The 11,877-nt window shown below is 69.9% G+C and carries 10 protein-coding genes; 8 read left to right on the top strand and 2 right to left on the bottom strand.

Annotation, left to right across the window (positions count from 1 at the left end; genetic code table 11):
* Positions 1-35: 35 nt before the first annotated feature.
* From ACZ6R6_RS12935 to ACZ6R6_RS12960, 6 genes are all read left to right on the top strand, one after another.
* Positions 36-806, top strand: a complete 771-nt coding sequence (locus ACZ6R6_RS12935) for an SDR family NAD(P)-dependent oxidoreductase (protein WP_470092883.1) — start codon at positions 36-38, stop codon at positions 804-806.
* Positions 807-1,138: 332 nt separating this feature from the next.
* Positions 1,139-2,443: an ABC transporter substrate-binding protein gene (locus ACZ6R6_RS12940; protein ID WP_470092885.1), complete on the top strand. Its 1,305-nt coding sequence runs from the start codon at positions 1,139-1,141 to the stop codon at positions 2,441-2,443.
* A gap of 214 nt (positions 2,444-2,657) precedes the next feature.
* Positions 2,658-3,629 carry a carbohydrate ABC transporter permease gene (locus tag ACZ6R6_RS12945; RefSeq protein WP_470092887.1) on the top strand — a complete coding sequence of 324 codons (972 nt, stop codon included), beginning with the start codon at positions 2,658-2,660 and terminating at the stop codon, positions 3,627-3,629.
* Positions 3,626-4,477, top strand: a complete 852-nt coding sequence (locus ACZ6R6_RS12950; protein ID WP_470092889.1) for a carbohydrate ABC transporter permease — start codon at positions 3,626-3,628, stop codon at positions 4,475-4,477. The genes ACZ6R6_RS12945 and ACZ6R6_RS12950 overlap by 4 nt, the downstream gene beginning before the upstream one ends.
* Positions 4,474-5,898, top strand: a complete 1,425-nt coding sequence (locus ACZ6R6_RS12955; RefSeq protein ID WP_470092891.1) for a GH1 family beta-glucosidase — start codon at positions 4,474-4,476, stop codon at positions 5,896-5,898. Before ACZ6R6_RS12950 ends, ACZ6R6_RS12955 begins: the two co-directional genes overlap by 4 nt.
* On the top strand, positions 5,899-6,894 hold the full coding sequence (locus ACZ6R6_RS12960; RefSeq protein WP_470092893.1) for a LacI family DNA-binding transcriptional regulator: 996 nt from the start codon (positions 5,899-5,901) through the stop codon (positions 6,892-6,894).
* On the opposite strand, the gene ACZ6R6_RS12965 is transcribed toward ACZ6R6_RS12960, so the two are convergent.
* Positions 6,878-7,876, bottom strand: coding sequence for a LacI family DNA-binding transcriptional regulator (locus ACZ6R6_RS12965; RefSeq protein ID WP_470092895.1), 999 nt, complete (start codon positions 7,874-7,876; stop codon positions 6,878-6,880). The two genes, ACZ6R6_RS12960 and ACZ6R6_RS12965, sit on opposite strands and share 17 nt — an antisense overlap.
* Complete coding sequence (locus ACZ6R6_RS12970; protein WP_470092897.1) at positions 7,873-9,252, bottom strand: GH1 family beta-glucosidase; 1,380 nt, start codon at positions 9,250-9,252, stop codon at positions 7,873-7,875. Before ACZ6R6_RS12970 ends, ACZ6R6_RS12965 begins: the two co-directional genes overlap by 4 nt.
* 193 nt (positions 9,253-9,445) lie before the next feature.
* Between ACZ6R6_RS12970 and ACZ6R6_RS12975 the strand changes: the two genes are divergently transcribed.
* Both ACZ6R6_RS12975 and ACZ6R6_RS12980 read left to right on the top strand, forming a co-directional pair.
* Positions 9,446-10,801 carry an ABC transporter substrate-binding protein gene (locus tag ACZ6R6_RS12975; RefSeq protein WP_470092899.1) on the top strand — a complete coding sequence of 452 codons (1,356 nt, stop codon included), beginning with the start codon at positions 9,446-9,448 and terminating at the stop codon, positions 10,799-10,801.
* 84 nt (positions 10,802-10,885) lie between these two features.
* Positions 10,886-11,857 (top strand): carbohydrate ABC transporter permease, encoded by a 972-nt coding sequence (locus ACZ6R6_RS12980; protein ID WP_470092901.1) that lies wholly within the window; start codon positions 10,886-10,888, stop codon positions 11,855-11,857.
* The last annotated feature ends 20 nt before the right edge of the window (positions 11,858-11,877 follow it).

The following is an 11,877-nucleotide window of genomic DNA, read 5'->3' on the forward strand; positions in this document are numbered from 1 at the left end:
GGCGTCGTACTCTCAAGGGGACCCGTGGAGGTGGGATGCGCAAGCCGTACACCCCGGAGGAGATCCTCCTCGCCGGGAAGGTCGCGGTCGTCACCGGCGCGGCGCGGGGGCTCGGGCGGGCGATCGCGGAGAGCCTGCGGGAGTTCGGCGCGGAGCTGGCGCTGTGCGACCGGGATCCGATCGACGGGTTCGACACGCTCACGATGACCATGGACGTGCGGGATCCGGTCGCGCTGGAGGTGTTCGGCCAGGCGGTGCGGGAGCGGTTCGGGCGGGTGGACGTGCTGGTCAACAATGCCGGCGGGACCTTCCACGCGGCCTTCGCCGAGACCTCCCCGCGGGGCGAGAGCACGCTGATCGCCGAGAACTTCACCCAGGTAACCGCCGTGATCAGGCAGTTTCTGCCGCTGATGGCCCCGGGGGCGTCGATCGTCAACGTCACCTCCAGCGAGGCGCACCAGGCCGCGCCCGGGTTCGCGGTCTACGCCGCGATGAAGGCGGCCGTGGAGAGCCTGACCCGCTCGCTCGCGCTGGAGCTGGCTCCCCGGAGGATCCGGGTCAACGCCGTCGCGCCCGACGCGCTCCCCACCGGCGGCGAGGAGGCCGTGCGGGAGCGCGTGGTGGCGGACCCGCTGCCCTTCGAGCCGGTACGGCTGCCGCCGCTCGGCCATCTGGGCGATCCCGCGGAGGCCGGGGCCGCCGTGGTGTTCCTGGCGAGTGAGATGGCTGGGTTCGTCACCGGGACCACCCTGCACGTGGACGGGGGCATCCACGCCGCGGGTGGCTGGCGGCGCACCGGGCCCTGATCGGAACGCTGGGGAGCGCTCTCTGCAAGAGCAGATTGGCCGGAGCCTCCAGAGCTGTCAAGGCCCGGCCCGGGGCCGTGGAATATGGCCGCAGCGCGACGTCAATATGGCCAGCCTTTAGTGGGAGCGCTCCATTGATCTTGTAATAGCGCTCTTGCACCCCTTTTGAACTGGGGAAACGTCATGATATTTGGGAGAGCGCTCTCCAATTGTGGCCGGACAGGTAACAGTGATCGTTATCCGAGAGGCCGTTGACACGTAACTCCACTGCCATCAATCTGCTCAGGGAGCGCTCTCTTCATGATCACTTATGAGGACCCTGGGAGGGTTCCATGCGCAAGCTACGCCACCGGTTCCTCGCTTCGACGGCCGTCGTCCCCGCGCTGGCCATGGGCCTCGCCGCCTGCGGCGGCGACAGCGGTGGTGCCACCGCAGGCGGCGGGACGGCCTCCGGGGCGCCGGCGGAGAAGATCAAGCTGACCGTCGGGCTGTTCAGCGACTTCCACTACGCGCCGCTGTATGAGGAGTTCAAGAAGTCCCACCCCAACGTGGAGATCGTGGAGCGGCGCGCGCAGTTCAACGACCACCACACCAACCTCATCACGCAGCTGACCACCGGCGCGGGCGCCGCGGACATCGTGGCCGTCGAGGGCGGCTACATCGGCGCCTTCACCCCTGTGCCCGCCAAGTTCCACAACCTCAAGGACTACGGCCTGGACAAGCGCCAGAGCGAATACCTGGACTGGAAGTGGCAGCTGGGCGTCTCCAACGACGGCTCCTCGCTGATGGGGCTGGGTACCGACGTCGGCGGCCTGGCCATGTGCTACCGCCCCGACCTGTTCAAGAAGGCCGGGCTGCCCGCCGACCGTGGCGAGGTGTCGGCGCTCTGGCCGACCTGGGACCAGTACGTCGAGACGGGCAAGAAGTTCGTCGCGGCGAAGGTGGACGGCGCCAAGTTCACCGACGGCCCGGGCGAGCACTTCCGCGCGATGGTCGAGCAGGCCCCGACCGGTTACTACGACGACCAGTACAACATCATCGCCGGGACCAACCCGGAGGTGCGCAAGGCCTACGACATGGCCGTGAAGATCATCGATGGCGGCCTGTCGGCCAAGCTCGCCGCCTTCACCCCGCCGTGGAACACCGGGATCGCCAAGGGCACCTTCGCCACCATGGTCTGCCCGGCCTGGAAGACCGGCACGATCAAGGACCAGAAGCCCGGCGAGGGCGCCTGGGACATCGCGGCGGTCCCCGGCGGCGGCGGCAACCAGGGCGGCACCCACCTGATGCTGCCCAAGCAGGGCAGGCACCCCAAGGAGGCCGCCGCGCTGATCGACCTGCTGACCAGCAAGGAGAGCCAGATCACGCTCTTCAAGGAGGCCAGCGCGCTGCCCTCGCTGCCGGCTCTGTACGACGACCCGGCGGTGGCGGAGTTCGTCAACCCGTACTTCGGCAACGCCCCGATCGGCAAGATCTTCACCGACGCCGCCAAGGCGCTCAAGCCGCAGAAGGTCGGGCCCAAGGCCGGCGACATCCTGAAGGCCTTCGGCGACGGCCTGCAGCGGGTGGAGCAGGGCAAGCAGAACGCGGATGAGGCCTGGGCGCAGGCGCTCAAGGACGTCGGCAGGATCAAGTAACCCTTCCGGCCGGCTGGTCCCGCGCCGGCCGGCCGCCTGCCTCCCGTCCCCTTCCCGTCCCCGGCGGGCCGCCTGCCTCCCGTCCCCTTCCCGTCCCCGGCGGGCCGCCTGCCTCCCGTCTCCGGCGGGCCGCCCCTTCCCGTCCCCTTCCCACCCACGACCCCACGACGGGCCGTCCGCCCCCCGCCCCAACGAATCGCCGAAAGGAGCTGCCATGGCCACCCGCGCGCCGGATCGCCTGGCGGCGGTCCCACCCGACGGGCCGGTGGGCCCTCGCCACCGTCTCCACCGCCACCTGGTCCACCAGCTCGACGTCAAGGGCTCGCCGTACGCCTACGTGGCCCCGTTCTTCCTGCTGTTCTCCGCGTTCGGGCTGTTCCCCCTGGCCTACACCGCCTGGGTGAGCCTGCACGAGTGGACCCTGCTGTCGGACGAGCAGACCTTCGTCGGCCTGGACAACTTCAGGACGCTGCTGGCCGACGACTACTTCTGGAACGCCACCTTCAACACCCTGTCCATCGGGGTGCTGTCCACCGTCCCGCAGCTGCTGCTGGCCATCTGGCTGGCCCACCTGCTCAACCGGCCGCTGCGGGCGCAGACCTTCTTCCGCATCACGCTGCTGCTGCCCAACGTGACCAGTGTGGTCGCGGTGGTCGTCATCTTCAGCCAGCTGTTCGGCCGCGACTTCGGCATGATCAACTGGATGCTGTCCTGGTTCGGCGTCGGGGGCGTCGCCTGGAACGAGGGGGTGCTGACCTCCCACGCGGCCATCTCCGTCATGATCATGTGGCGGTGGACGGGCTACAACGCCCTCATCTTCCTGGCGGCCATGCAGGCCGTACCGCGCGAGCTGTACGAGGCGGCCACCCTCGACGGCGCGAGCGGGTCCGCCCAGCTCCGCAAGATCACCATCCCGATGATCCGGCCCACCATCGTCTTCGTCGTCATCACCTCCACGATCGGTGCCATGCAGATCCTGGCCGAGCCGCTGCTGTTCGGCTCCTACAGCGTCTCCGGCGGGCCGGACCGGCAGTACCAGACGCTCTCGCTGTTCATCTACGAGAACTTCACCAAGCTCGACTTCGGCTACGCCTCGGCCATCTCCTGGATGATGTTCGTCTTCATCGTCCTGGTCGCGGGCGTCAACTATCTGATCACCCGCCGCGCGAAGGGAGGGCTGACGTGAGCGCCCGCGCCGCCGTCTCCACGGCCCGGCGCTCCGGCGCCGCCCGCAGGCTCACCTATCTCACCCTGGCGGCGGTGGCGTTCTTCTCGATGCTGCCGCTCTACTACAGCATCGTGGTGACCTCCCGCGACAACGCGGCCCTGGCGGAGGTCCCGCCGCCGCTGCTGCCCGGCGGCAACTTCTTCGCCAACGTCGCCCGCGTGTTCGACACCGTCCCCTTCGCCCTGGCGATGGTCAACTCCGTCCTGGTCTCCGGCTCCGTCGCGCTCGCGGTGATGTTCTTCTCCACGCTGGCCGGCTTCGCCTTCGCCAAGCTGCGCTTCCGCGGCAGGAACGCCCTGCTCCTGATCACCGTGGCGACCATGATGGTGCCGACCCAGCTCGGCATCATCCCGCTGTACATGCTGATGGTGAAGCTGGAGTGGACCGGCACCATGTACGCGCTGATCGTGCCCGCGCTCGTCAACGCGTTCGGCGTGTTCTTCATGACGCAGTATCTCTCCCGGGCGCTGCCGACCGAGCTGCTGGAGGCCGGCCGGGTCGACGGCTGCACCACCTGGGGCCTGTTCTGGCACGTCGTGCTCCCGGTCGCCCGCCCCGCGGCGGCCGTGCTCGGCATGCTCACCTTCATGTCGGTCTGGAACGACTACTTCTGGCCCCTGGTCGTCCTGACCCCGGAGGATCCGACGGTGCAGGTCGCCCTGTCGACACTGGCCAGCGGATACGTCAACGACTACGTGCTCGGCCTGGCGGGCACCACACTCGGCACCCTGCCGCTGGTCGTGGTGTTCGCCCTGCTCGGTAAACAGATCATCGGAGGAATCATGCAAGGAGCGGTAAAGGGATGACCGTCGTCGGCATTCGGGGGGCGGCCCTCACGGAGGGCCGCGCGGACTTCCCCGGCGGGTTCGTCTGGGGCGCGGCCACCGCGTCCTACCAGATCGAGGGCGCGGTCAAGGAGGACGGCAGGCTGCCGTCGATCTGGGACACCTTCTCCGGCACACCGGGCAAGGTCGCCGGGGGCGACACCGGCGACGTCGCCTGCGAGCACTACTTCCACTACGCCGACGACGTCCGGCTGATGAGCGAGCTGGGCCTGGGCGCCTACCGCTTCTCCGTCGCCTGGCCCCGCGTCCAGCCCGACGGCACCGGCCGGATCAACCCCCGCGGCCTGGACTTCTACAGCCGCCTGGTCGACAGGCTGCTGGAGGCCGGGATAACGCCGTACGCCACCCTCTACCACTGGGACCTGCCCCAGACCCTGGAGGACGCCGGCGGCTGGCCCGAGCGGGACACCGCCCACCGCTTCGCCGACTACGCGCGGGCCGTGCACGAGCGGCTGGGGGACCGGGTCCAGCACTGGACGCCCCTGAACGAGCCGTGGGTGGCCGCCTTCCTCGGCTACGGCAACGGGGTGCACGCGCCGGGCAGGCGGGATCCGGCCGCCGCCCTGCGCGCGGCCCACCACCTGCTGCTCGGCCACGGGCTGGCGACCCAGGCGCTCCGCGCCGGGGGAGCCGAGGAGATCATGCTGGTGCTCAACCTCGCACCGGTGATCACGCCGGCGCAGGTGGACGACCCCGCGGCCGTTCCGTCGCCGGCGGACGCCGAGGCGGTCAGGCGGATCGACGCCCTGCTCACCCGGCAGTTCCTCGACCCCGCGCTGCGCGGGGAGTATCCCGCGGAGCTGCTCGCGATCGCCGAGCGCAACGGCGGCCTCGCGCACCTCCGCGACGGAGACCTCGAGACCGTCAACCAGCCGATCGAGATGATCGGCGTCAACTACTACAACCCGTGCGTGGTGGAGTCGGGGCCCGGTGAGGCGGCCGACGCGGCATGGCCGGGCAGCGAGGACGTCCGGTTCCGCACGGTCGACGTGCCGGTCACCGCGATGGGCTGGCCGATCGTGCCCAACGGGCTGTCCCGGCTGCTCCTGCGGCTGGCCGACGACTACCCCGAGGTCGGCCTGGTCGTCACCGAGAACGGCGCCGCCTTCGACGACGTCGTGGAGGACGGCCGCGTCCACGACGCCGGCCGGACCGGCTACCTGGACGGCCATCTGCGCGCCGTGCACGCCGCGATCGCGGAGGGCGCGGACGTGCGGGGCTATCTGGTCTGGTCGCTGCTGGATAATTTCGAGTGGGCCGAGGGCTACCGGCGTAGGTTCGGCATCGTGCATGTCGACTTCGCCACGCAGCGGCGCCTGCTCAAGGACAGCGCGCTGTGGTACCGCGAGGTCATCAAGCGGAACGGACTGCTGGGAGATTAGATGAGACGACCCACCTTGGAGGCGGTCGCCGCCCGTGCCGGGGTCTCCCGGTCGACCGTTTCCCGGGTGGTGAACGGCCAGACCACGGTCACTCCGGACATCCGTGACGTGGTGCTGCGGGCGGTGAACGAGCTGGGCTACGTCCCCAACGGCGCGGCCCGCAACCTGGTCACCCAGCGGACCAACTCGATCGCGCTGGTCGTCTCGGAGCCCCCGAACCGGGTGTTCTCCGACGACCCGATGTTCTCCACCGTGATCCGCTCGGCCAGCATCGAGCTGGAGGCCGTCCACATGCAGGTCGTCCTGCTGCTGGCCGGGTCGCCGGAGAGTCACGCCCGGGTGGAGCACTACATCGCCGGCGGTCACGTGGACGGCGTCATGCTCGTGTCGAGCCACGGCGCCGACCCGCTGCCCGTGGCGCTCACCCGGCTGCGCGTCCCGGTCGTCTCGTACGGCAGGCCCGCGGTGCCGGTCGCCATCCCGTACGTGGACAGCGACAACGTCAGCGGCGCGGCCACCGCCGTACGTCACCTGCTGGAGCGGGGGAGGCGGCGGATCGCCACGATCGCCGGGCCGCTGGACATGATCGGCGGCCAGGACCGGCTGGCCGGCTACCGGCAGGTGCTCCACGACTCCGACCGCCGCTCCATCATCGCGGTCGGCGACTTCACCCGGGAGTCCGGCGCGGTCGCGATGCGCCAGCTCCTGGCCGACGACCCGGAGCTGGACGCGGTGTTCGCGGCCAACGACCTGATGGCGATCGGCGCCATGCACGCGCTGCGGCAGGCGGGGCGCCGGATCCCCGACGACGTGGCCGTGGTCGGCTTCGACGACATCGAGGCCGCCCGCTACACCGACCCCCCGCTCACCACCATCCGCAACCCGCACGCGGAGCAGGCCGCGGCCATGGTCCGCCTGCTGCTCGGCCTCCTGGAGGACGGCCCCACCGACCCGTTGATCATGCCCACGGAGCTCGTCGTCAGGACTTCCTCGTAGACTCCCGCACCACCAGCTCGGTGGGGAGCACCACCGGGGTCCCCTCCTCCTGCTTCAGCACCATGCGGGCCAGCCGCCGCCCCATCTCCACGGTCGGCTGCCGGACGGTGCTCAGCGGGGGGTCGGCGTAGGCCGCGGCCGGGATGTCGTCGAAGCCGACGACGGCGACGTCGCCGGGGACCTGCCGGCCCGCCCGGCGCAGTGTCCGCAGCGCGCCCAGCGCCATCAGGTCGTTGGCCACGAACACCGCGTCCAGCTCCGGGTCGTCGGCCAGGAGCTGGCGCATCGCGACCGCGCCGGACTCCCGGGTGAAGTCGCCGACCGCGACGATGGAGCGGCGGTCGGAGTCGCGCAGGGCGTTGCGGTAGCCGGTCAGCCGGTCGATCCCGGCGATCATGTCCTGGGGGCCCGCGATGGCGGCGATCCGGCGGCGCCCCTGCTCCACCAGGTGCCGGGCCGCGCGTTCGGCGCCCCCGGTGTTGTCCATGTCCACGTATGGAAGGTCGCCGGGCACGCCGGGCCGTCCGCCGCAGACCACCGGGACGCCCCGCCGGGTCAGGATCCCCGGCAGCGGGTCGGCGCCGTGCATCGACGCGACGATCACGCCGTCGACGTGCCCGTTGGTGGCGTAGCGCTCGACCCGGTGGTAGCTGCCGTCCGGGCCGGTGAGCATCAGCACGAGCTGCTTGTCGGCCTTCTCGATCTCCAGACTGACTCCCCGGATGATCCCGGCGAAGGTCGGGTCGTCGGAGAAGACGCGGGTGGCGGGCTCCGGGAAGACCAGGGCGATCGAGTCGGCCCGCTGGGTGACCAGGCTCCGCGCCGCCTGGTTGGGGACGTAGCCCAGCTCCTCCACGGCGCGGTTGACCGCCTCGCGGATCCGCGGAGCCACCCGGGTGGAGCCGTTGATCACCCGTGAGGCGGTCGCCCGGGACACTCCCGCCCGGGCGGCCACCTTCTCCAGAGTCGGCCGGGCCCTCACAGCCCGTTCCGGTGGACGACGTCGCGATACCACAGCGCGCTGTCCTTGGGGGTGCGCCGCTGCGTGGTGTAGTCGACGTGCACGACGCCGAACCGCTTGGCGTAGCCCTCGGCCCACTCGAAGTTGTCCAGCAGTGACCAGACGAGGTATCCGCGCAGGTCGGCGCCGGCCTCGATGGCGGCGTGGGCGGCGCGCAGATGCCCGTCGAGGTAGGACAGGCGGCCGGTGTCGTGGACGTGGCCGTCCTCCACGACGTCGTCGAAGGCGGCGCCGTTCTCGGTGATGATCAGCGGGGTGCCGGGGTAGTCGTGCGACAGCCGTACCAGGAGGTCGGTCAGCCCGAACGGCTGGACCGGCCAGCCCATCGCGGTCCTGGGCACGTCGGGGCGGGGGAAGTCGATCCCCTCGCTGCCCGGATAGGCCGGGTTGGCGGGCGCGCCGGTGCGGGCGGCCACGGTATGCGGGTGGTAGTAGTTCACGCCGAGCAGGTCGATCGGCTGGCCGATGGTCTCCAGGTCGCCGTCCTGGACGAAGGACCAGTCGGTGTAGCGCTTGGCCCGTTCCACCACGTCGGCGGGGTATTCCCCGCGCAGCACGGGGTCGAGGAAGATCCGGTTCTGCAGGCCGTCGACGATGGAGACCGCCTCGGCGTCGTCGCCGAGCACGGGGGCGAGGTTGAGCGTGATGCCGATCCGGTCCGCGCCCGCCGCGCGCAGTGCCCTGACCGCCAGCCCGTGGCCGAGCAGCAGATGGTGGGTGGCGGCGAAACCCAGCCCCGGCTCGGCGCGGCCCGGCGCGTGGATGCCCGAGGCGTAGCCGAGGAAGGCCGAGCACCAGGGCTCGTTGAGCGTGGTCCACGTTTCGACCCGGTCGCCCAGCCGCGAGTGTACGATCGCGGCGTATTCGGCGAACCGTTCGGCGGTCTCCCGGCTGGTCCAGCCGCCCCGATCCTCCAGGGTCTGCGGCAGGTCCCAGTGGTAGAGCGTCGCGATCGGGGTGATGCCGGTCCCGTGCAGCTCGTCCACCAGGCGGTCGTAGAAGTCCAGGCCGCGCGGGTTGGCCGGGCCGGAGCCGTCGGGCTGGATGCGAGGCCAGGAGACGGAGAAGCGGTAGGCGTGCAGGCCCAGGTCGCCCATGAGGCGGACGTCGTCGGGGTAGCGGTGATAGTGGTCGCAGGCCACGTCGCCGGTGTGCCCGGCGTGCACCTTGCCGGGGGTCCGGGAGAAGGTGTCCCAGATGGAGGGGCCCCTGCCGCCGTCCCGCGCCGCGCCCTCGATCTGGTAGGCAGCGGTGGCGGCGCCCCAGATGAAGCCTTCGGGGAACCTCAGCACGCCGGAGTCCTCAAGAACGTAGGACTTTTCGGCGGACATGGTCATGTCTTCACCGCTCCATTCTGTTCCGGGAAGTGTGAGAGCGCTCTCTTTGGAGCATCATGGTTGTCTGAGTTGCCTGTCAAGAAAATGGGGACTGTAACTGTAATATCACAGTTATTGACAGCGGGAACGCGGGCAGACAATTCTTCCAGAGAGCGCTCTCACACTTTCCCGGCAACCATATGGAGGAAGGTCCATGTCGCTCCTCTCACGGACCAACCGCGTCACCTTGGTGGCGAGCACCATCGGACTGGCGCTGACCGTAGCCGCCTGCGGATCCACGGAGCCCAAGCCGTCGGCCGGCGGAGACGGCGGTGCGTCGGCCGAATGCGCGGCCTTCGGCAAGTACGGCAAGCACGAGGGTAAGACCGTCAGCATCTACTCTCCGATCCGCGACACCGAGGCCGACCTCTTCGAGCAGGCGTGGAAGCCGTTCGCGAAGTGCACCGGGATGAAGATCACCTATGAGGGCACCGGCGAGTTCGAGGCCCAGATCCAGGTGCGCGCCGACGGCGGCAACCCGCCGGACATCGCCTTCTTCCCGCAGCCGGGCCTGCTGGAGCGTTTCGCCAAGGCGGGCAAGCTCAAGCCCGCCTCGGCGGAGGTGAAGCGGCTGACCGACGAGGGCTGGTCGCCCGACTGGGCCAAATACGCGACCGTCGGCGGCACCTTCTACGGCGCGCCGCTGGGCGCCAGCGTGAAGTCCTTCGTCTGGTACTCGCCGAAGATGTTCAAGGAGAAGGGCTGGACCGTCCCCACGACCTGGGACGAGCTGATGACGCTCTCCAACACGATCGCCGGCGCCGGAATCAAGCCGTGGTGCGCGGGCATCGAGTCGGGTGACGCGACCGGCTGGCCGGCCACCGACTGGATCGAGGACGTCCTGCTCCGCGAGATCGGTCCCGAGGGCTACGACGACTGGGTGAGCCACAAGCTCGCCTTCAACGACCCCAAGGTCGTCGCGGCGGTCGACAAGGTCGGCGCGATCCTCAAGAACGACAAGTTCGTCAACGGCGGCTACGGCCCGGTGAAGTCGATCGCCAGCACCGCCTTCCAGGAGGGCGGCGTCCCGATCACGCAGGGCAAGTGCGCGCTGCACCGCCAGGCGTCCTTCTACGCCAACTTCTGGCCCGAGGGCACGAAGGTGGCCGAGGACGGCGACGTGTTCGCCTTCTACCTGCCGGGCAACGACCCGGCCAAGAAGCCGGTCCTCGGCGCGGGCGAGTTCGTGGCGGCCTTCACCGACCGGCCCGAGGTCCAGACCGTGCAGGCATACCTCGCCTCGGCGGAGTTCCCGGCGGCCCGGATGAAGCTGGCCACCTATGTCACCGCGCGCAAGGGCGTCGACCCGGCCCTGGCGCAGAACCCGATCGACAAGCTCTCCATGCAGATGCTCCAGGACCCGGACACGGTCTTCCGGTTCGACGGCTCGGACCTGATGCCGGCCGCGGTCGGCGCCGGCACCTTCTGGAAGGGCATGACCGACTGGATCAACGGCAAGGACACCAAGACGGTCCTCGACTACATCGACGCCTCCTGGCCCAAGTCCTGATATTCACCGATATGTCCGGCTCCGTGTAGCCTGCGGGGCCGGGCACGTCGCCCCTCGGCACGATCCTTCCGGGAGATCCCTCCGATGGACTTCGACTTCGCGGCCGAACAGCCCAAGCTCGTCCAGCTGTTGATCGGCGTCGCCGCGTTCCTCGTGGTGGTCGCGGTGATCCTGCTGCTGGTCGACCGCGTCCCGATACGACGGCGGGCCTGGCCGCACGCGACGATCCTGCTGCTGCCCGCGCTCGTCCTGCTCGGCATCGGCCTGGTGGTGCCCGCCGTACGGACGACGCTGCTGTCGTTCATGAGCGGCGACGGTCGGCAGTGGGTGGGCCTGGACAACTACGCCTGGATGTTCACCCAGCCCGAGGCCCTGACCGTGCTGCGCAACACGCTCATCTGGGTCCTGCTCGTGCCGCTGCTGGTGACCTCGGTCGGCCTGGTCTACGCGGTCCTGGTGGACCGCACCCGCTTCGAGTCGATCGCCAAGTCGCTGGTCTTCCTGCCGATGGCGATCTCCTTCGTCGGCGCGGGCATCATCTGGCGGTTCGTCTACGCCTACCGCGCCGAGGACCAGGACCAGATCGGCCTGCTCAACCAGATCGTGGTGAGCATGGGGGGCGAGCCCCAGCAGTGGCTGCAGGAGCCCCCGCTGAACACGCTGTTCCTGATCGTGGTGATGGTCTGGATCCAGGCGGGCTTCGCGACGGTGGTGCTCTCCGCGGCGATCAAGGGGATCCCGGCGGAGATCATCGAGGCCGCCCGGCTGGACGGGGCGGGCCCGCTGCAGATGTTCTTCCGGGTGACGCTGCCCTCCATCCGCTCGGCCGTGATCGTGGTCATGGTCACCCAGTCGATCGGCACACTGAAGCTGTTCGACATCGTCCGCACGATGACCGGCGGCCAGTTCGACACCAGCGTCATCGCCAACGAGATGTACAACCAGGCGTTCCGCTACGGCGAGACGGGCAAGGGCGCGGCGCTCGCGGTCTTCCTGTTCGCGCTGGTGACGCCCATCGTGATCTACCAGATCCGGCAGCGCCGGGAGGTCCGGTGAGCGGGCGGAGCGAGCGAGCC

Source organism: Streptosporangium sp. NPDC048886, assembly GCF_055586905.1.